Source organism: Hydrotalea sp. AMD, assembly GCF_004100315.1.
Lineage (GTDB): Bacteria > Bacteroidota > Bacteroidia > Chitinophagales > Chitinophagaceae > Hydrotalea > Hydrotalea flava.
Genome location: NZ_SCKY01000005.1, coordinates 59,524 through 80,363, shown reverse-complemented (window position 1 = coordinate 80,363; position 20,840 = coordinate 59,524). Strand labels below are relative to the sequence as shown.

The 20,840-nt window shown below is 40.2% G+C and carries 22 protein-coding genes; 16 read left to right on the top strand and 6 right to left on the bottom strand.

What is annotated here, in order from left to right; translation table 11 throughout:
* Positions 1 to 10: 10 nt before the first annotated feature.
* From EO766_RS04430 to EO766_RS04410, 5 genes are read right to left on the bottom strand one after another with little or no spacing between them, the layout of a single operon-like run.
* On the bottom strand, positions 11 to 739 hold the full coding sequence (locus EO766_RS04430; RefSeq protein WP_287100741.1) for a metallophosphoesterase family protein: 729 nt from the start codon (positions 737 to 739) through the stop codon (positions 11 to 13).
* Positions 740 to 742: 3 nt separating this feature from the next.
* On the bottom strand, positions 743 to 1,513 hold the full coding sequence (locus tag EO766_RS04425) for a metallophosphoesterase family protein (RefSeq protein WP_287100740.1): 771 nt from the start codon (positions 1,511 to 1,513) through the stop codon (positions 743 to 745).
* 1 nt (position 1,514) lies between these two features.
* On the bottom strand, positions 1,515 to 2,594 hold the full coding sequence (gene arsB / locus EO766_RS04420) for an ACR3 family arsenite efflux transporter (RefSeq protein WP_287100739.1): 1,080 nt from the start codon (positions 2,592 to 2,594) through the stop codon (positions 1,515 to 1,517).
* Between the two features lie 21 nt (positions 2,595 to 2,615).
* Positions 2,616 to 3,464, bottom strand: coding sequence for an arsenite methyltransferase (locus tag EO766_RS04415; protein ID WP_287100738.1), 849 nt, complete (start codon positions 3,462 to 3,464; stop codon positions 2,616 to 2,618).
* 58 nt (positions 3,465 to 3,522) lie between these two features.
* Complete coding sequence (locus tag EO766_RS04410; RefSeq protein ID WP_287100737.1) at positions 3,523 to 3,852, bottom strand: ArsR/SmtB family transcription factor; 330 nt, start codon at positions 3,850 to 3,852, stop codon at positions 3,523 to 3,525.
* A 100-nt stretch (positions 3,853 to 3,952) separates the two neighbouring features.
* On the opposite strand from EO766_RS04410, the gene EO766_RS18545 reads away from it, so the two are divergent.
* The 4 genes from EO766_RS18545 (at position 3,953) to EO766_RS04395 (ending at position 7,435) form a co-directional block, all read left to right on the top strand.
* Positions 3,953 to 4,246 carry a chromate transporter gene (locus EO766_RS18545; protein WP_502697228.1) on the top strand — a complete coding sequence of 98 codons (294 nt, stop codon included), beginning with the start codon at positions 3,953 to 3,955 and terminating at the stop codon, positions 4,244 to 4,246.
* 123 nt (positions 4,247 to 4,369) lie between these two features.
* Positions 4,370 to 5,044, top strand: coding sequence for a response regulator transcription factor (locus tag EO766_RS04405; RefSeq protein ID WP_287100736.1), 675 nt, complete (start codon positions 4,370 to 4,372; stop codon positions 5,042 to 5,044).
* Positions 5,041 to 6,306: a sensor histidine kinase gene (locus tag EO766_RS04400; RefSeq protein WP_287100735.1), complete on the top strand. Its 1,266-nt coding sequence runs from the start codon at positions 5,041 to 5,043 to the stop codon at positions 6,304 to 6,306. The genes EO766_RS04405 and EO766_RS04400 overlap by 4 nt, the downstream gene beginning before the upstream one ends.
* A 139-nt stretch (positions 6,307 to 6,445) precedes the next feature.
* Entirely contained in the window at positions 6,446 to 7,435 is a 990-nt protein-coding gene (locus tag EO766_RS04395) for a DUF1259 domain-containing protein (protein ID WP_287100734.1), read from the top strand.
* 60 nt (positions 7,436 to 7,495) lie between these two features.
* On the opposite strand, the gene EO766_RS04390 is transcribed toward EO766_RS04395, so the two are convergent.
* Positions 7,496 to 8,371, bottom strand: coding sequence for an AraC family transcriptional regulator (locus EO766_RS04390; RefSeq protein ID WP_287100733.1), 876 nt, complete (start codon positions 8,369 to 8,371; stop codon positions 7,496 to 7,498).
* 79 nt (positions 8,372 to 8,450) lie between these two features.
* On the opposite strand from EO766_RS04390, the gene EO766_RS04385 reads away from it, so the two are divergent.
* The 12 genes from EO766_RS04385 (at position 8,451) to EO766_RS04330 (ending at position 20,832) form a co-directional block, all read left to right on the top strand.
* The gene (locus EO766_RS04385) at positions 8,451 to 8,705 is read left to right on the top strand and encodes a (2Fe-2S) ferredoxin domain-containing protein (protein WP_287100732.1); all 255 of its coding nucleotides are present in this window, start codon (positions 8,451 to 8,453) and stop codon (positions 8,703 to 8,705) included.
* Between the two features lie 6 nt (positions 8,706 to 8,711).
* Positions 8,712 to 10,622: a heavy metal translocating P-type ATPase gene (locus EO766_RS04380; RefSeq protein ID WP_287100731.1), complete on the top strand. Its 1,911-nt coding sequence runs from the start codon at positions 8,712 to 8,714 to the stop codon at positions 10,620 to 10,622.
* A gap of 42 nt (positions 10,623 to 10,664) precedes the next feature.
* A complete protein-coding gene (gene hisD, locus EO766_RS04375) occupies positions 10,665 to 11,987 on the top strand; it encodes a histidinol dehydrogenase (protein WP_287100730.1) in 1,323 nt (440 codons plus the stop codon).
* A 51-nt stretch (positions 11,988 to 12,038) separates the two neighbouring features.
* The gene (locus EO766_RS04370; RefSeq protein WP_287100729.1) at positions 12,039 to 12,653 is read left to right on the top strand and encodes a nitroreductase family protein; all 615 of its coding nucleotides are present in this window, start codon (positions 12,039 to 12,041) and stop codon (positions 12,651 to 12,653) included.
* Positions 12,654 to 12,681: 28 nt separating this feature from the next.
* Positions 12,682 to 13,032, top strand: a complete 351-nt coding sequence (locus EO766_RS04365; RefSeq protein WP_287100728.1) for a hypothetical protein — start codon at positions 12,682 to 12,684, stop codon at positions 13,030 to 13,032.
* Position 13,033: 1 nt separating this feature from the next.
* The gene (locus tag EO766_RS04360) at positions 13,034 to 13,534 is read left to right on the top strand and encodes a DUF2231 domain-containing protein (RefSeq protein ID WP_287100727.1); all 501 of its coding nucleotides are present in this window, start codon (positions 13,034 to 13,036) and stop codon (positions 13,532 to 13,534) included.
* 3 nt (positions 13,535 to 13,537) lie between these two features.
* Positions 13,538 to 14,428 (top strand): cation diffusion facilitator family transporter, encoded by an 891-nt coding sequence (locus EO766_RS04355; protein ID WP_287100726.1) that lies wholly within the window; start codon positions 13,538 to 13,540, stop codon positions 14,426 to 14,428.
* A 26-nt stretch (positions 14,429 to 14,454) separates the two neighbouring features.
* A complete protein-coding gene (locus EO766_RS04350; protein ID WP_287100725.1) occupies positions 14,455 to 14,766 on the top strand; it encodes a DUF6660 family protein in 312 nt (103 codons plus the stop codon).
* Between the two features lie 243 nt (positions 14,767 to 15,009).
* Complete coding sequence (locus EO766_RS04345; protein WP_287100724.1) at positions 15,010 to 18,837, top strand: CusA/CzcA family heavy metal efflux RND transporter; 3,828 nt, start codon at positions 15,010 to 15,012, stop codon at positions 18,835 to 18,837.
* 5 nt (positions 18,838 to 18,842) lie between these two features.
* On the top strand, positions 18,843 to 19,385 hold the full coding sequence (locus tag EO766_RS04340) for a TolC family protein (RefSeq protein WP_287100723.1): 543 nt from the start codon (positions 18,843 to 18,845) through the stop codon (positions 19,383 to 19,385).
* A 52-nt stretch (positions 19,386 to 19,437) separates the two neighbouring features.
* Positions 19,438 to 20,607 carry an efflux RND transporter periplasmic adaptor subunit gene (locus EO766_RS04335; RefSeq protein ID WP_287100721.1) on the top strand — a complete coding sequence of 390 codons (1,170 nt, stop codon included), beginning with the start codon at positions 19,438 to 19,440 and terminating at the stop codon, positions 20,605 to 20,607.
* Positions 20,608 to 20,652: 45 nt separating this feature from the next.
* A complete protein-coding gene (locus EO766_RS04330) occupies positions 20,653 to 20,832 on the top strand; it encodes a hypothetical protein (RefSeq protein ID WP_287100720.1) in 180 nt (59 codons plus the stop codon).
* The last annotated feature ends 8 nt before the right edge of the window (positions 20,833 to 20,840 follow it).

The window sequence follows — 20,840 nt, the reverse complement described above, 5'->3', positions numbered from 1 at the left end:
GTTCAGTCGTTTATTTTGCTTGTCGTAACATCTCAGCAAATTCATTAGGCAAAGGACTATCTTCAATAGCTTTCGCTGCCTTTTCTATGTCATAGTCTAAGCGAATGAACTCAACAGACAAAGGATCACTGTTGCCATTAGGCTCAATCGTTAGTAAAACATAACATCCTTTAGAATTGCCATCCTTCGGCTTTCCAACCGAACCTGTATTGACGACGTGCTTTTTGTTACCTTTTTCATCAACGATCACTCTATGGTAAGGTTTATGGGAATGACCCACGCAAAGTACATCTGCGTTTGTCTCCTGCATTAGCTCCAACACATAGTCTTCATCAGTATCAATAAGTACATATTCATCAATGCTCCGGGTACTCCCGTGCGCAAGTACAATATTCAATGGTTTCCCATCTAACGAATATTCCAGACGTATATATGCAGGTAGCGTTGAAAGATACTTGCGGCCTGGTCCTTCAATGATGTGGTAGGCGTGTTTCTTACCGGGTTCTTTCAGGCTGGCATCTGTAGTAACCAAACCATTTACCTTTACATCGTGGTTTCCGGCAATACAGGGAACCTTGCGGCGTTGCATCTCGGCGATAATTTCGTTCGGCCAGACATTATAGCCTACAAGATCACCTAAGCAATAAACAGCATCGATGGGGCGGCTATCGAGATCTGTCAGCATTTCTTCAAAGGCCGGAAGATTTGCATGTATATCAGAGAATAAAGCAATTTTCATAGGTTATCCGTTTCGTAACATATCAGCATATTCATTAGGAAGGGGACTGTCTTCAACAGCTTTGGCCGCTTTCTCGACATCATACTCAAAGCGGATAAATTCTACACTGATGCTGTCTTTCACAATGACCGTGTTGTCCGGGTTTATGGTAAGGATCACATAACCACCCCTGGGGTCCTTATCCTTTGGCTTACCCACAGAGCCGATGTTGATCGCATGCCTGAAATGATCATTGCCCTCTGTTCCGGAGTTCAAAATTCGGTGATAAGGCTGATGGGTATGTCCAAAGCACATGATATCAGCATCGGCCTGTTCCATGATCCTGATAATACTTTTCTCATCCCGGTCTTCAAACAAGTATTCATTTACTTTGCGAGGGCTTCCATGCACAAACAGAATATTCCGTTTGTCATGGTTTAACTGATATTCCAGACGGATATGTGCTGGCAATGTTCTCAGGTAAGCACGCTGCTCGTCCTTAACAACCTCATTGGTATAGGCTATGGAAACCTTGCCCATCGCTTTTTCTTCGTCCGTCTTGTAAGCACATCCGCAATCATCACTGCTTCTACCAATGCCCCAATCGTAATTTCCTGCAATGGTTGGTATTCCGCGCTTGCGGATTTCATCAATGACTTCATTGGGCCAAATGTTATAGCCGACCAGATCGCCAAGGCAGTAGATGGCATCTGTGTTGCGTGTTTCCACGTCTTTAAAAAAGGCTTCCAGCGCCGGAAGGTTGGCGTGGATATCGGAAAAAAGGGCGATTTTCATCTTATATTTGAGTTTGTGGTACAGGATAGTATTTATTACGGAGCCAGAAGGCCAAATTTACCAGTGCAATTAATGCGGGTACTTCAACCAGTGGGCCGATGACGCCTACAAATGCCTGTCCTGAGTTGATGCCGAACACACCAATTGCTACAGCGATAGCCAGTTCAAAGTTGTTTCCGGCGGCAGTGAAAGCTATGGAGGCGCTTTGCGAATAATCTGCGCCCATTTTCTTACCTGCAAAAAAGCTGACCAGGAACATAATGGCAAAATAGATCACCAGCGGAATTGCAATCCGAACTACGTCCATTGGGATCTGTACGATCAATTCACCTTTCAGGCTAAACATCACTACAATGGTAAACAGCAGGGCTATCAAGGTTATCGGAGAGATAACGGGAATAAACTTTTTCTGGAACCATTCTTCACCTTTGGCTCTGATCAGCACGTAACGGCTGACCACACCCGCTGCAAATGGAATCCCTAAGTAGATACCTACACTTTTAGCAATCTCCGCAATGGTAATATTAACCTCCAGCCCTTTGATCCCAAAAAGTGGTGGTAGCACCGTAATGAACAGGTAGGCATACACACTGTAAAGCAACACTTGGAAGATACTGTTGAGGGCAATAAGCCCGGCAGCATACTCCCGGTTGCCTTCGGCCAGTTCATTCCAAACCACTACCATTGCAATACAGCGGGCAAGTCCGATCAGGATCAGCCCGATCATGTATTCTGGATAACCATGCAAAAAAGTAATAGCAAGAACAAACATTAAAATCGGGCCGATGACCCAGTTCAGGAAAAGGGATGTTCCCAGAACCTTCGTGTTCTTGAATACCTCGCCCATTTTTTCATACTTCACTTTTGCCAGGGGCGGGTACATCATCAGAATCAGGCCAATTGCCAGAGGAACATTGGTTGTTCCGCTGGAAAAGGAATTGATAAAACCTGAAGATGATGGCAGGAAATAGCCGATGCCAACGCCAATGGCCATAGCAAGGAATATCCAAAGGGTTAAGTAACGGTCAAGGAAGCTGAGCTTCTTCCGCTCATGTGCAGGAGCACAATTGTTTGCTGTCATAATAGTTTATCAGATTAAAGATTAATTGCAACATCCCGGAGCACAGCAGGCTTCGGCTGTTTCCAATGGTTTTTCCGCGTAAACGGTGATGCTGTAGACGCCCGTTCCACTGGCTTTGAAAGCTGCTATTTCCGCTTCATTCAGGTAATCTTTCAGGATATCATCCGGAATGGTAATGGCCTTTTCTTTTTGCAGTACTACGTTCTTAAAGCCCGTGGTATCAATCAGCTTCAGGTATTCATCTTTTTGTATTGCACCAGATACACAGCCCGCGTACATTTCTGCTGCTGATTTCAGGTTTTCCGGCAGGTCACCTGCCAGTACCACATCTGAAATGCTAAAGTGTCCACCTGGCTTTAACACACGGTAGATGTCTTTAAATACACCTGCCTTATTCGGCACCAGGTTGAGGACGCAATTGCTCACGATCACGTCAGCTACATTAGCGGTAACCGGCATATTCTCAATATCCCCCTGACGGAATTCTACATTGTGGAAAGACAGCTTTTCAGCGTTTATCCTTGCTTTGTCGATCATAGCCGGTGTGAAGTCGATACCAATCACCTTACCGGTTTCACCTGCCTCTGTACGTGCAATAAAAGCATCGTTACCAGCGCCACTGCCCAGGTCAATTACCACATCACCTTTCTTGATCTTGGCGAATTGAGTTGGCAGTCCGCAACCTAAACCCAGGTCGGCATCTGCGTTATATCCCTCCAGCTTGGTGTAATCTTCGTTCATGATGTTATATACATCGGTGGAGCAGCCGCCAGAGCCACAGCAAGAGGCTGCATTGGTTTCTTTGTCTTGTAAAGCGATCTCACCGTATTTCTGCTTTACCAGTTCTTTGAGTTGTTCATCAGTTTTCATAACATTTGATTTTTATCGTACTATTGCAATATTGCGATTATTTTAAACAAAAAAATATTTAGCAGCAGCCACCGCTCAAGTCAACTTCTTTGAAGAAGCTGCTGAACAGGGAATGGTACTGGTTCCAGACTTTAGGATCAATGCAGTAACAAACGCTTGCACCTTCAATATTGCCCTGTATGATCCCGGCATTCTTCAATTCCTTTAAATGCTGTGAAGTCGTAGCCTGGGCTAGCCCCAGTTCTTCTACCAGGTCACCACATACACAAGCATTCTTCTTTACCAGATATTGCAGGATTGCAATACGGGCCGGATGCGCAATGGCTTTAGCCATCACTGCCATATCGTTCTGCGCTTTGGTAAATAATGTTGTTTTCGTTGCACCCATCGTCTTTGTTATAGTTATCGCAATATTACGATAACTATTTTTGACCGGCAAATGTTTCTGAAAAAAACTTCGAGGTGCCGGCGGTTATGACTTTAGCTTGATGAAATGCCCGAGGCATCTTCCAGTTTCCTTCGGGCGCTGGACATTCTTACGCGATATCGGAGCAGTTGTAAACACCAGCATAAAAGCCTTCGTTGATGGTATCACTGCTTCAGTGATCGGAGCCCTGGTTGGAGCAGTAATAGTTATTGGAATACGTTCTATTGTTGATATTCCGACGGCATTAATTGCTATATTGAGCGTGCTAACGCTTATATATATAAAGAAAGTACAAGAACCGGCAATCATTGCTATAGCCGCCGTAGCTGGAATTATAATTAAATTGATGCAGTAGGGCTAATAAACTATTTACAACTTGAATATTTATATTATGCAGCTCTATTTACTCAGATAGAGATAGATAGGCATCCAAAATATCTCCAATTTTAAAGCTTAACTTAGTACCAATTTCGGTAATATGAAAATTTTAGTGATAGAAGATGAATTAAGCCTGCTGAGTAGCATTCAAGAATATTTTAAGCAGGAAGAGTTCTATTGCGAGGGAGTAGCTACTTACAAAGATGCTATTTACAGAATTGAAGATTTTAGTTACGATTGCATTATTCTTGATATTAATCTGCCGGATGGGAATGGGCTTAAACTTCTACAATTCTTACGTGAAAATAAACAAGCTGACGGAGTAATTATAATTTCCGCAAGAGATTCAGTTGATGACAGAATTAATGGTCTTGAACTGGGGGCTGATGATTATCTAACAAAACCTTTTCATCTTTCAGAACTGAATGCAAGAGTAAAGGCATTATTACGAAGAAAGTATGCTAAAGGGAACGATATACTTGAAATTGAAGGATTGTGTATTGATTTATTTTCCAGATCTGTGTTTTATCGATCAAAAAGGATTATGTTGACCAAAAATGAATTTAACCTCCTAGCGTATTTAATTAATAACAAAAATCGAGTAGTAAGCAGACAGGCTATTGCGGAGCATATATACGGTAACGAAACTGAAAGCATGCCCTCTTTTGATTTCGTTTATTACCAAATGAAAAATTTAAAAAGGAAGTTAAAAGAAAATGGATGTAAGGATGTGATAGAAACTGTTTATGGGTTGGGTTATAAATTCACGGTATGAGTAAACCACTATTACAGAAAAATACTCGTTTATTATTGACCTGGCTACCGCTGGTTCTTCTAATTTGTTCCCTGCTATTTTATTTCCTGATGCAAATGCAGGCGCATCATATGCAGGAAAAACAATTGATGCTCAAACAAAAAAATATTTGGAAGGCCTTTCTGAATAAATCCGGAAATCTTGAAAGATATATACAAGGTGAGTATGATATTAGTACTGATATAAATCCCCAAATCAAATTAAACAGACCAAAAGATACTATTATTTATTTTAAGGAAAGCAATCAGTTCCTGCCTTTCGAAATGAGTACAAGCAAGGCCAAGTGGGCTAATCATGATTATTACATAACCACTTACGTTTCCTCAACAGAAATACATCATTTCATCATTAAGGTATTTATTATCGAAGCAATAATTTTACTGTTATTATTAGGGGTCATTGTTAGGTTAAATACCAAGAATTCCGCTTCATTATGGAAACCTTTCTTCAAATCTCTGGATAAAATAAGAGATTACGACATAACTAATAATTCATCTTTACAATTACCAACTCAAACCGCAACAGCCGAATTTGATGAATTAAATAAAGTACTTAATAATCTTATATACAACATTCATACAGCTTACATCAATCAGAAACAATTTGTTGAGAATGCTTCCCATGAAATACAAACTCCTTTGTCCATTATTCGGTCTAAACTGGAATTACTGATTAATCAACCCTCATTAACAGAACAAGAGGCTCTCATTTTAGCAGATATTACAGAGGCAAATAATCGGTTAAGCCAGATGAACAGAACATTATTATTGCTGGCGAAGATTGAAAATAAACAGTTCCCCGCTATTGAGACAGTAAATCTCACAAAAATGGTTAATGATACAGTAGCAAATCTAAAAGAGCACTACGAAGATAAATTTCCTGGATTAACATTATATGTTGCTGAAGACGTTGTAATACAGGCCAATAAATCTTTAATTGAAATTCTGTTGACAAACATTTTAAAGAATGCAATCGTCCATAATGAAACGAATGGGAAAATAGAAATAGAATTACGGCCATCAGTACTGATCATAAAGAATACAGGATTTGCGCCCGAAGTTGACACACAGATGCTGTTTGAACGTTTTAAAAAAGGTTCTCATCAATCTAAAACAACAGGATTAGGCTTAGCTTTAGTAAAGCAGATTTGTCAGCTATATCAGTACTCCATTGACTATTCCTATAAAGATGGATGGCATCAAATAAAAATAGTGCTTACATAAGCCCAGCCTAAATTTCTCCAAAATCTCTTATTAGGTTTGTTGTTGCTATTGTTAGCGTGAGGATATCATGTATGCAGGTAGCATGAGCATCCAAAACCCGGACTTTCTTAATAATATTATTCATTTTAAATATAAACTTATGAAGACCCAAAAATTTCTTTCAAACTTTTCACGCCGCAGCTGGCTAAAAGGCAGTGCCCTTGTTTTAGGCGCTAGTCTGATAGATATAAAAAATGCCACAGCCTTTACTTTGGCGGGTGCTAAAACACCCGCTTTAACTCAGGCAGAAATTGAGGCAATCGAAGCGGCAATGGGTAAAAAAGGGATGTATAAAGAAGCGGAAGCTGTTCACACAACACCTCTTCCGAGAAATGATCTGAAAGTAACTGTTAAGGGAGAAGCTGTCCCTATTTCATTTGGCTTTGGCGGCTGGGCTGCCATCAAAAAAACTATTGACGGAAAATCAGCGGTATTAATGAGTGATTGTGTGCTCCTCCAGGAAGAAGTTAACCCGCTTATATCCGCAGCTCATGCTAATGGTTTAGAAGTCAGCGCTATTCATAACCACTTCTTTTACGAAGAGCCAAGAATATTTTATATGCACATTCATGGAATGGGATCTCCCGAGGAACTTGCAAAAAAATATGCAAAGGCTATTGCAGAAACTAAAATTTCTCCGGCAAACCAACCTCCTGTAGGCGCTCCGCCAACTAAAACAGGGAAAGATATTTTTGATATGCCGAAACTGAATGGAATAGTTAAATATGAAGCTGCTGTCAATGGGCCAACAATTAAGTATACGATTGGAAGGGATGACCTAACTATCACAGCAATGGGTGCGGAAATGACCTCCTCGATTGGACTCAATACCTGGGCGTCTTTTACCGGATCGATGGACAACGCAATGGTAGCGGGGGATATAGCGATGCTGGAACATGAAGTAAATTCGGTAATCAAAGTGCTAAGAACTAATAACATCGAAGTGGTAGCGGTGCATAACCATATGCTGGGAGACAAGCCTCATATGATTTTCCTGCATTACCTCGGTAGAGGCCCTGCTTTGCAACTTGCTAAAGGATTTAGAGCGGCTCTGGATCAGTTAGGAAAAGGAAAGAAAATGATGCATTAACCCTTCGATCTGTAATTTCATATATACTTTGTTTGTTGGACTTGTCCTATTGATAAAAAATTATGTAGTCTTAGCATCCGTAATTTGTTCATTTTTAAATTGCTTCGCTGTTTTTCCAAATACGCCTTTAAACATTTTATTCAAATGGCTTTCATCCGTAAAGTTCATTTCATCAGCAATTTCCGAGATAGTAAGATCACTGAATTTTAACCGTGTTTGGATCAGATTAAGTTTATAACGGGTAATATAGTCCTTAATAGTATTACCCGTCTCGCTTTTAAAATACCGGTTCAAATAGTCCGGAGATTTGTTGAACCAGGCAGCCAGATTTTCTAACTTAATCAGTTCCTTGTCGTAAATATGCTCCTGAATATATGCCGTTATTTCATAGATTTTACTCTTCGGATTTTGCTTTTTTGAAAAAGTGGTCATACTCTCCTGTATGTTTCTGGCAATAAGGTGAAGAAGTAAAAAAACGATATTTTGAAGAATGATCTCTCCGAAGATCCGGTTCTTCTCTTTTTCTTTTATCAACTGAAAAATCAAAACCTTAAACAGGTTCCGGTCGGTGTTTGCTATAATATTGCCTTTGACATTGTGATGGTTATGAAATACATATTCCAGTCTCTTGAAAAACTCACTGACATCCATTTTTTCCTCATCCCTGTGGACACTTTTAGAGAAGAAACTTTTTGTAAAGTCAACAATACAAAATTTGGTTGGAGTAACAATCTGAAAAGTATGGGCATCTTCCGGGGTTAGCAAAAATACGTCGCCCTTTGAAAAATCGAAATGGTTATTGTTGATATTATGAACGCCCGAGCCATCAAGAACGTAAATCAATTCAAAAAAATGATGTTTGTGAAGGCCAGATTTATTTGCAGTAACCTCTTTAATTGTCACTTCTACGTCCTTGAAAAGCTGTACTGATTTCATAATACAAAGCTACCGAAAAATGTCGGTTTTTTACCTGTTTTACCTCTGCCGACTTAGTTAATTTTGTAGATATATGTATATGGAAAATCGAGAGGAAACAGGAAGCGATATTATCATTTATCAGTGCGTTGGACAGAATTGTAGAAAGAAAAAAGGTAAACTTTTAGAAAACTATATTAAAAAATACCGGCTTAAAGACCGAATTGATATTGAAAAAATGGACTGTAGTGACAGGTGTACTAATGCACCTGTTTTACACCTGCATCCGAATGACCTGTGGTTCTCGGAGAAGGATTTAGGAAGTGTTATTAAGAAGTTTATTCTACCCAAATAAGGAATTATGGATCAAGCAATGATATTATCAAAACCAAACAAAGGATTGTCTTTCGGTGCTTGGGAGCGACACGGGGCGGCTATCGTTACCGGTTTATGCCTCTTGTTTATTGGCCTTGCCTGGTGGGCGGGAAAGAATGAAATGAGCGTCTTAGAAATTACGCTATACATTTTCGCATATGTAATTGGGGGTTATCAAAAAGCGATAGAAGGATTAGAAACTCTTTTTAAAGAAAAAGACCTGGACGTAGATTTATTAATGGTTGTAGCTGCGATTGGTGCAGCTGCGATTGGCTATTGGATGGATGGCGCTATTCTGATTTTCATTTTCTCATTAAGCGGTGCCTTAGAAGGCTACACAATGGAAAGAACAAATAAGGCTATCCAATCTATTATGAAATTACGACCTGAGGTGGCCGTATTGTTTCAGAACGGTGTCGAAAAAAAGGTAAAAGTAGAAGATCTTAAAAAGGGAGATATTATAATAGTTCGCCCAGGCGACCGGATTGCCGCTGATGGAGTTATTGTGGACGGGTTTTCAGCTGTCAATCAGGCTTCTATCACAGGTGAAGCTATACCTGTAGACAAAAAGGAAGGCGATGAAGTTTTTTCAGGAACGATTAATGGACAGGGAGCATTGCAAATTGAAGTATCCAAGCCGGCTGAAGAAACCATGCTGGCGAAGATTATTCACCTTGTTCAGGAGGCACAGAATGAAAAACCACCAACACAGCTTTTTGTAGAACGGTTTGAAGGTGTTTATGCAAAGATTGTAGTGGCAGTTGCGATATTACTGATGACCCTGCCACCATTTTTAATTAACTGGACCTGGAGTGAAACGATTTACCGGGCAATGATTTTTCTGGTAGTTGCTTCTCCCTGTGCGCTGGTCTCTTCTATTATGCCTGCTTTTTTATCAGCTATCTCCAATGCAGCAAGAAAAGGGGTTTTATTCAAAGGAGGAGTTCACCTTGAGAATGTGAGCGGTGTTAAAGTGGTTGCCTTTGATAAAACCGGAACGCTTACCAGCGGTAAACCGAAGGTAATTGATATTGTTGCCTTAAAAAATATTACGGATATGGAATTGTTGCGTGTGGCAGCATCCATCGAAACGCTATCACAGCACCCTATTGCCAAAGCCATTGTACAAGCAGCCAATGAAAAGAATATATCCTTAGAAAGGCCAAAGGAATTACAAGCCATACATGGTTTGGGAGTTCATGGATCTTTAAATGGTGTAGCGTATAAAATAGGCAAACTTGAGATGCTGAAAGATCTAACCATCGAAAAAAAGCATTTACAAAAGATTGATGAGCTGGAAGAGCAAGGAAAGACTGTAATTTTTGTTGCAGCGGACGAACAACTAATCGGCTTGCTTTCTATTCAGGATACCATTCGTCCACAGGCAAAAAAAGTAGTGGATGAATTAAAAGCGATGGGCATAAAAGTAGCTTTATTAACGGGAGACAGCGAAACCACAGGTAAGGCCGTTGGAAAACAAGCCGGAATTGACGAAGTATATGCCGAACTTTTACCAGAACAAAAGGTAGAAGCGGTTAAAAAACTCGAAAGTAAATATGGCAAGGTAGCAATGGTTGGTGATGGCGTTAACGATGCACCGGCTTTAGCAACCGCTTCGGTTGGCATAGCAATGGGTAGCGGAGGCACGGATGTGGCGATGGAAACCGCAGATATTATTTTAATGGCAGACAATATAGAAAATATTCCGTTTGCTATTTCATTAGGAAAGCGCACCAACAGGGTTGTGAAACAAAATATAGTTTTTGCAATAGCCGTGGTGCTTACACTGGTAACCTTGAATTTTATTGGTGGAGTGGTTAATCTGCCTGAAGGAGTAGTTGGACATGAAGGAAGTACGGTGTTGGTAATATTAAGCGGATTGAGATTATTGAGATAATTATAATGCTACTAAACTCCATAATGGGAAACACATAATAAAATGTTTTCAAAGAAAACATTCAAATTTATTAAACAGCTCATGCAAGTATATCGTAATATAACACCTGATGAAATAAAGCGGCTCATATTGAGACCAGGTAAGAATAATACTGAAGTTGAGCAGATAGTTCAGCCTATATTAAATGCAGTAAAACAAGAAAAGGACTTAGCTATTCATAAATATACCCATGAACATGACGGTGTATTACTGAATACGCTGGAAGTGACACCAGACGAAAAACTTCAATGCTCGCAACAGTTAAGTGATGATTTGAAATCAGCAATAAAGCAAGCGAAAGAGAATATTGAAAAATTTCATGAAGCACAACGAGATCCTATTCTCGAAGTAGAAACAATGCCTGGAGTTCATTGCTGGAGAAAGTCGTTACCTATTCAAAAGGTAGGGCTTTATGTTCCTGGCGGCACAGCTCCTCTGTTTTCAACAGTTTTAATGTTGGCTGTTCCTGCAAAGGTAGCAGGATGTTCTGAAATAGTGATATGCACACCGCCGCAAAAAGACCAAACCATACATCCTGCCATAATTTATGCAGCAGAGCTTTCAGGTGTTCATCGAATATTTAAAATAGGTGGTGCCCAAGCGATTGCAGCAATGGCATACGGTACTGAAACGGTCCCACAAGTTTTTAAAATTTTTGGTCCTGGTAACCAGTATGTAGCTGTTGCAAAACAATTAGTAAATAAGGATGGAGTAGCCATTGATCTGTTTGCAGGCCCTTCTGAGGTTTTAATACTTGCAGACCATACTGCCAACCCTGTGTATGTTGCAAGTGATCTACTTGCTCAGGCAGAGCATGGTAAGGATAGTCATTGCCTATTAGTAACTACTTCACAAGATTTACTCGATAACGTCCAAATTCACTTGAAAAAACAAATTGAGACTAATTCAAGATTTGAAATACTTCAAGCTTCAATTAAGAATTTTAGATTGATCTTGGTTAAAGACCTGAATGAGGGAATTGCTTTCAGTAATCTATATGCACCTGAACATTTGATCATCGCTACTCAAAATGCAAAGGATATTTCACAAAATATTGAAAACGCTGGATCAGTATTTATAGGACATCATACACCGGTGTCCGTAGGCGATTATGCATCTGGTACAAACCATACATTGCCAACAAACGGATCAGCAATTGCTTATAGCGGAGTATCATTAGATAGTTTTATAAAGAAGGTAACCTTTCAAGAATTAACAATTGAAGGCTTAAAAAATATAGGCCCAATTGTAAAAGAAATGGCAGAGGCCGAGAAATTACCTGCACATAGTAATTCAATATCTGTGAGACTTAATGATAATGGCTGATATTTCTCCCGATGATTAAGGGTTTTAAAAAAAAATCTACGGAAATATATAATGAAAGAAAAATATAATGTTGAAGAATTAAATAAAATCATACTGCATAGGCGCAGCATTTATCCTTATCAATATGAAAAAGGAAAAGTGATACCCGATGAGATTATCTGGCAAATACTGGAGAATGCTAACCGAGCTCCAAATCATAAACAAACCGAACCCTGGAGGTTTACTGTTTTTACAGGCGAAGGATTGAAATACTTTGGGAAATTGCAGGCAGAAATTTATAAGAAATATTCAGGCAATAGCTTTGATGAAAGCAGGTATAAAAAATTAATTGATTACCCATTGATGTCCTCTCACGTTATCGCTATTGGTATGAAAAAAAATGAAACGAATAAGCTTCCTGAAATAGAAGAAATAGAAGCCGTTGCCTGTGCCGTTCAGAATATGTTTTTAACCGTTACCGCTTACGGCTTGGGTTCTTACTGGACAACGGCTGGAATTACATATTTTGAAGAAGCTAAATCACACTTTCATTTAAATGAGAAAGATAAGTTGCTGGGGTTCTTTTATGTAGGATATGTGGCAAAACCGCTGCTTGCTCCATCTAAAAGGAGACCTATTCAGGAAAAAGTTAAATGGACTAATAATTGTGGAACAATAGAGAATTAATTGATAACAGTAATAAAAACAGAAAATCATGAAAAAAGTAATTTTAACGGTAGCACTTGCAGCATCAACTTTAATCGCTTTTCAGGCTTGTAATAATGGTGGTGACAATAGCAGCAGTACTGAAATAGAAAATACTGATGTTGTTCCTTCAGGAACCTATACAGGGACCGCTAATAAGGTAGATCCAGACGAAAAGGAAGTTTATGTTAAAACAAGCGACGGGAAGATGTTAGAACTTTATTTTACGGATCAAACCAAGCTGATGCAAAATGGACAAACAGCTTCTTTTGACGCTTTGAAGGAAGGGCAAAATCTTGAAGTAACAGTAGAGAAAAAAGGGAACAGATTAGAGCCTATGGAAGTCAATATCATTCAATAAAATGTATGAAAACTTTGGGATTGAGAGAACTGAACTTTGGCATCCATTGTCTGTTCATTTTCCAATAGCTTTTTTATTATTAAGCACTGCACTGGGTATGCTGGCTCTATTTGCCAATAGAAAACGAACTTTGGCTGGCCACCTGAAATTTACCATGTCCTTACTCTTGTGGAGCGGCACAATACTTTTATGGCTTGCATTTTACACGGGTAAACTGGCTTATAGTTCCGAGGTAAGAAGAATATGTGATCCGTTCGTTTTAAAAGATCATTTGTACTGGGCCAACGTAACCAGCTTTGTTTTTTCGGGTGCTACAATCGCAGACATAGCGCATAAATTTGCTGCCGTGAATGCTAAAAAATGGTTATTCATTAGCAGTGTTATCTTAATGGTTGCAGGGTCAGTTGCACTTGCATATACCGGCCATCTTGGTGCGTCTTTAGTTTATGAACAGGGTGCCGGTGTTCATGCACCAGCTTCAGATTGTAGCGACTACAAATAATCTATGGAAGTTTCAAACGAGAAGATTACTGTTCCGAACAGGGGACTAAGAACAACTTTAATTGGCATCATAGTAAGTGGTGTCCTGGCAATAATCAAGGCATTGGGTGGTATATTCGGCCATTCCTATGCTTTGATAGCCGATGCCATAGAATCTACTGCTGATATTTTTACATCCACTATGCTTTGGTTAGGTTTAAAATGGTCTGCAAAGCCCGCTGATGACGAACACCCTTATGGACACGGCAAAGCCGAGGCACTTACAGCCCTCGGGATTGCAATCGCTTTAGCGATTGCCGCGTTTATTATTGCTAAAGAAAGTATTCATAATATTATAACCCCGCATAAAACGCCAGCCGCTTATACTTTAATAATTCTTGTTGTGGTTATTGCTACAAAAGAGTTATTATTCCGCTATGTCTTAAAAACCGGTCTCGAAATTAACAGCGGTGCAGTAAAAGCAGATGCTTTTCACCACCGTAGTGACGCTATTACCTCTGCGGCAGCATTTATAGGTATTACAATTGGTTTAATTGGTGGTAAAGGATATGAAGTGGCTGATGACTATGCGGCATTGTTCGCTTCTGCCATAATCTTGATTAATGCCTACTTAATTTGCAGACCTGCCATCGGTGAATTACTGGATGAAGACCTTGAGCCTGAACTTAATCAAAAAGTCAGACTACTGGCTGCTGAAGTTCAGGATGTCATACTCGTTGAAAAGTGTCATACCCGAAAAATGGGTGTGATGAATCATGCAGACCTTCACATTTGGGTCGATAAAAATCTATCTGTGGAAGAAGGACATGCTATTGCGCATAAGGCAAAAAACCATATCCAGAATAGCTTACCCCAATTTATAGATGTGATGATCCATATAGAACCTGCTAAATAAAAAATCCTATATTTGCAAAATATACAATGAAGTTATTTTCTTTCATATGGATCATCATCATTATGGCAGCGCATTTTGTGCCCTGTACTGATGTGTCTATTATGGAAGGCAATGCCAAATATGAATCTGTAAAGAAAACTACAGAGCAACATCAGAATAAAACTGATGAATGCAGTCCTTTTTGCACATGTGCCTGCTTCTCACTTCCAACTGTCGCTCAGACTTTGTTTGCTGTCGCTTTTCATCCTCCGATTTATCCTCCGGCCTATACAGATTATAGGCAGGGAGAATTCATAAATATCAGCCTTCCCATCTGGCAACCTCCTCAATTAGGCTAGTACTTCTCTTTATTTAAAATTAGAGATCTATGACTGCAATAATGCAGCTCATTCAAGTACATGTATTGGTTCTAACCATTACAAATGCCTAAGCAGATAAAAAAACGCAGAAAAAAGAAAAGAAAAGTTTCTACTGCCCAAATTGTCCGGCTGATAATATATTATCTACTGGCCGCAATTCTGGGAGCAGCTGTCTTTATGCGCCTATGGCATTTCTATTCGTATCACTTTAATAAATAAGAAATGCTGGATAAGATCATTAAATTTTCCATACATAATAAACTGATCATTGGCCTGTTTACATTGGGCCTGATCGTCTGGGGGATTTTTTCCCTCAGGCAATTACCTATTGATGCAGTACCGGACATCACCAACAACCAGGTACAGATCATCACCGTCTCTCCTTCAAATGGTGCAGAAGACATAGAACGCTTTGTCACTTTTCCTATAGAACAAACAATGGCAACTATTCCTGAGAAGGAAGAGATACGTTCATTCTCCCGTTTTGGGCTCTCTGTTGTAACCGTCATTTTTAAAGATGATGTGGATGTTTACTGGGCCCGGCAACAGGTTAATGAGCGGCTAAGCGATGCAAAGAACCAGATTCCGGCAGGAATGGGTGAACCCACTTTAGGACCCATATCTACCGGTTTAGGAGAAATTTATCAGTACATCGTTCGGGCTAAACCCGGCTATGAAAAAAAATACTCTGCTATGGAGTTGCGAAGCATTCAAGACTGGATTGTGAGAAGACAGTTACTGGGTGTAGAAGGGATTGCCGATGTGAGCAGCTTTGGTGGTTATCTCAAACAATATGAAATCGCCCTCAATCCTGATAAACTTCGGGGAATCGGTGTCAGCATCAGCGATGTTTTAGATGCACTTGAAAAGAACAATCAAAATACCGGGGGTGCTTATATTGATAAGAAACCGAATGCCTACTTCATCCGAAGCAATGGATTGCTTAAAAATCTGGATGATATCCGAAACGTTGTGGTTAAAAACACATCCGATGGCACACCGATATTAATAAGAGATGTAGGCACTGTGCAATACGGATCAGCGATCCGATACGGTGCCATGACAAGAAACACTGAAGGTGAAGTGGTAGGTGCACTGGTCTTGATGCTGAAAGGAGCCAATGCTTCCAAAGTGATCGGAGATGTCAAAGAACGTATTGCGGAAATCTCAAAAACACTTCCAGATGGTGTTGTCATCGAACCTTTCTTAGACCGTACCAAACTGGTCAATAATGCCATTAGTACAGTGACCCGCAACCTTGCCGAAGGTGCTTTAATTGTCATATTCGTCTTAGTGCTTTTCCTCGGAAATCTAAGAGCAGGATTAATAGTGGCTTCTGTCATTCCGCTGGCCATGTTGTTTGCCATTTCATTAATGAAAGTTTTTGGAGTGTCCGGCAATCTGATGTCTTTGGGTGCTATTGATTTTGGTTTGATCGTGGATGGAGCTGTGATTATCGTGGAAAGTGTATTGCATCAGATCACGTCCCGAAAGCATGATGGAAGGCTCACAGGGCAGGAAATGGATCATGAGGTAAATAGTTCTGCAAAGAAAATGATGAGTTCTGCGGCTTTTGGGCAGATTATCATCCTCATTGTGTATTTACCCATTCTGGCTTTGGTTGGTATTGAAGGTAAAATGTTCCGTCCGATGGCTCAAACCGTCTCCTTTGCGATTCTGGGTGCATTCTTACTTTCTCTTACTTATGTCCCTATGATGAGTGCACTTTTTTTAAGTAAGAAAGTAACTCACAAAAAAAATATCTCAGATCGAATGATGGCTTTCTTCCAGAAGCTCTACACGCCGCTGATTCATCTGGCATTAAAAAGAAGGATTATCACAGTAAGCATTGCCGTTGTTTTGTTTGTTTTGAGTTTAGTAACCTTCAAATTTTTAGGTGCTGAATTTATTCCAACCCTGGACGAGGGTGATTTTGCCATAGAAACACGGGTAATGACGGGTAGCAGTATATCCCAAACCATTGATGCTACTCAACGTGGTGCAAAAGTATTACTTGATAATTTTCCCGAAGTCAAAGAGGTCGTCAATAAAATCGGTTCTTCTGAAATACCTACTGACCCCATGCCGGTGGAAGCTGCTGATATGATGGTGATCCTGAAAGATAAGTCCGAGTGGACAAGTGCATCTTCAAGGGACGAACTTGCTGAAAAAATGCAGGCCAAATTAGAGGCGAATGTTCCGGGTGTAACATTCGGTTTTCAGCAACCGATTCAAATGCGGTTTAATGAGCTGATGGCCGGTGCCAGGCAGGATGTCGTGATTAAAATCTACGGCGAAGATCTGAATAAACTGGCTGAATACGCTGCACAGGTTGGAAACATTGCCGGTACGGTAGAAGGTACGGCAGATATTTATGTGGAACAGGTAACCGGACTTCCGCAGATCGTGGTTAATTATAACCGGGCTCAAATCGCCCGTTTCGGATTAAACATCGAAGATATAAACAGAGTGATAAGAGCAGGCTTCGCAGGTGAAGCGGCAGGATTGGTTTTTGAAGGTGAACGACGGTTTGATTTGGTTGTGCGCCTGGAAGAAGAAAGCCGCCAAAGCCTTGAGGATATCCGAAATCTTTCCGTAACCACTTCTACAGGCATACAGGTTCCGGTCAGCCAATTGGCAGATGTTCAAATTGAGGTTGGACCCAACCAGATCCAGCGTGATGATGCAAAGCGAAGAATTATTGTGGGTACCAATGTTCGTGGACGAGATGTGGAAAGCCTGGTAACTGAATTACAGCAGAAGGTTGATCAGCAGGTAAAATTTGATCCTGGTTATTCTATCACTTACGGAGGAGCCTTTGAAAACCTTCAGGAAGCCAGTGCCCGTCTAAGTATAGCGGTGCCCGTAGCACTTTTGTTGATCCTGTTCCTCTTATTCATTTCATTCAATTCTATCAAACAGGCTCTACTGATCTTCACAGCTATTCCCTTATCTGCTATAGGCGGTGTGTTCGCTTTATGGATCAGGGATATGCCTTTTAGCATTTCAGCGGGCATCGGGTTCATCGCTCTTTTTGGTGTCGCAGTACTGAATGGCATTGTATTGATCGCCGAATTTAACCGGTTAAAAAAATCAGGCATTACCGATATTATGGAAATTGTACTGATTGGTACACGGATGCGTTTACGGCCGGTACTAATGACGGCAACAGTTGCCTCACTTGGTTTTTTACCTATGGCTTTATCTCATGGTAGCGGGGCGGAAGTTCAGAAGCCACTTGCTACAGTGGTAATCGGCGGTTTGCTTACGGCTACCCTTCTTACGTTACTGGTTCTACCTGTACTATACACCTGGTTTGAAACGATAAAATTGAAGAAAATGAAATTTGGAGCGAAAACACCGCTTATTTTATTGTTGCTGCTAACTGGCTCATTCGCTCAGGCGCAAATCAATCCTCCGGCCAAAAGCTTGGATGAACTAATCCAGATTGCAATACAACAAAACGCGTCAGTAAGATCTGCTACATTAGAAGTAAACCAACAGGAGTTTCTCAAGAAGTCTGCTTTCGATCTTGGGAAGACACAAATTGGGGCGCAATATGGTCAGGCAAATAGTAATCTAAATGATAACTATTTCTCAATAACCCAGCCTATTCCAAACCCTGGCTTAATCGGTGCTAAGAAACGTTTGGGTGAAGCAAGGATCAAAGAACGGCAGTTGAATGTGCAGGTCACCAAAAATGAACTGGTATATAATGTCAAATCGGCTTATTATCAGCTAAACTATCTGCTTGCATTGAACATGCAATTGCAAAGTCAGGATACCGTTTATCAAAACTTTTTAAAAGCGGCGCAATTGCGGTATGAAACCGGGGAAAGTACGTTGCTGGAATCTAAAACCGCAGAAACGCAATTAAATGAAATCAGGAACACTATACAGAAAAACAAAGGAGACATCCTGATCTATCAGCGACAACTGCAAATACTTTTGAACAGCAGCCAACCTGTAATTATTTCAGATGCAACAATAGAGAAAGAAAGTATTAATGCATTGCTTAACCGCCAGGATTCAATTAATAGCCCTTACTGAATTTATTGAAACAACAAATAGAAGTAGCGGGCCGGACTGTTGGGGTGGAGAAAGCCAATGCAGGCCCTGATTTCTCCATTGGGTATTTTAATCAAAGCATCCGTGGTTTTCAAAACATCAACGGACAGAATATATATTCAGGCCCGGGAGATCGTTTTTCAGGATTTCAGGCCGGTATTCAAATCCCTCTGTTTTTCTCCGCTTACAGTAATCGTATCAAGGCTGCAAAGACTGGTGCCCGGATTGCTGCCACGCAATATTCCTTATATGAAACGAACGTTAAGGGCCAGTACCAACAAGCGGTGGAAGAATACCTGAAACAGTTAAAAAGCATGGAATATTATGAGCAGAATGCACTGCCCAATGCTGATTTCTTAAGAAAACAATCGCAGGCGGCTTTTACACAGGGAGAGATCCAATATGTAGAACTGTTGCAGGCACTACGTACCTATTCGGAAATCAGGTCAAATTATCTCCAAACAGTCAATCAGTTCAATCAATCTATTATTGAATTGCAGTATCTGTCTGGTCAAACTATTAACAGATAAATCTTAATAATATTCTAACATGATAAAGATCAAAAAATAGTCATTCTTATTATTGGCTGCTTATGTTACCATACAGATTACAGCCTGCGGCGATACAAACAAAAAGAATGAGCAATCGACAAATACGGAAGTGGCTACCGAAACTACTGAAGATCCGCAAAACACTGTTAGCCTAAGCGCAGAGCAATATCAGGCAATAAAAATAAAGACCGGAAAATCTGAGCTGCGGAATTTAAGTGCTGCCATTCAGGTGAACGGTAAATTGGAAGTGCCTCCACAAAATGCAGTAAGTATCACAGTGCCTTATGGCGGGATTGTAAAGGCGACTTCACTATTACAAGGCAAGCGTGTTTCCAAAGGAGAACGGTTGGTTACATTAGAGAACCCTGAATTCATCCAGTTGCAACAGGATTATTTAGACAGCAAAAGCCAGTTGGAGTTTTTAACTACAGAGTATAACCGTCAGCAGGAACTCTCTGCGCAAAATATCAATGCCAAGAAAACGCTACAAAAAGCCAAAGCAGACTATTTGGGTGCTCAGAATAGCGTAAAAGGCTTAAAGGCCAAGCTGTCATTATTGAACATCAATGTGAATACTTTGGAAAAGAACGGCATCCAAAACACAGTTTCCATTTATTCACCCATTAATGGTTTTGTAACCCAGGTTAATGTTAACCGGGGTACTTATGTCAGTCCAAATGATATGATGTTCAGGATTGTGAACGCAGAAAACGTGTATGTAGAATTAGATGTTTTTGAAAAGGATATTCCTAAATTAAAAATAGGACAAATGGTCCGTTTCTCTTTGGCAAATGATTCTGCCTCGCATACTGCTAAAATTTATTTGATTGGAAAAGAAATAGATAAAGATCGCAGCATACCCGTGAATTGTCGCATAACAGAAAAAATTGATCCGGCAATGGTACCAGGCATGTACCTGAAAGCCTCTATAGAAACTGGCAGTAATCAGGTAACAGCTCTTCCTGAAAAATCGGTTGTTAATTTCGGAGGAAAGAGTTACATCTTTTTGCCTGAAGCTGATAAAACTGAGCAAAACAACAAAAGCTATAGCTTCCGGATGGTAGAAATTCAAACTGGTGTAACAGAAAACGGCTATACAGAAGTGATATTCCCGCAAGAATTTAATGCACAAACGGAGATTGTCATTGACGGGGCGTATGATCTGCTTTCAAAAATGAAAAACAGTGCTGAAGAGGAATAAATTTCAAATATACAGCCGGGCAATGTCCGGCTGTTTTAACAACATATGATGAAAGAAATTTTTAATGAATTTGAAGCGGATTTACAAAATTTAAAACCGAAGGTGAGGGAAAAAGCTATCGAAATAGCCGCAGCACTGCTCACAAAAAATAATTACACCAGGCGGGATGCTTTAAAAGAAGGGATAAGGCAAGCTGAAGAATGGTTTCTTGATTTAGAAGGTTAAAACACGAA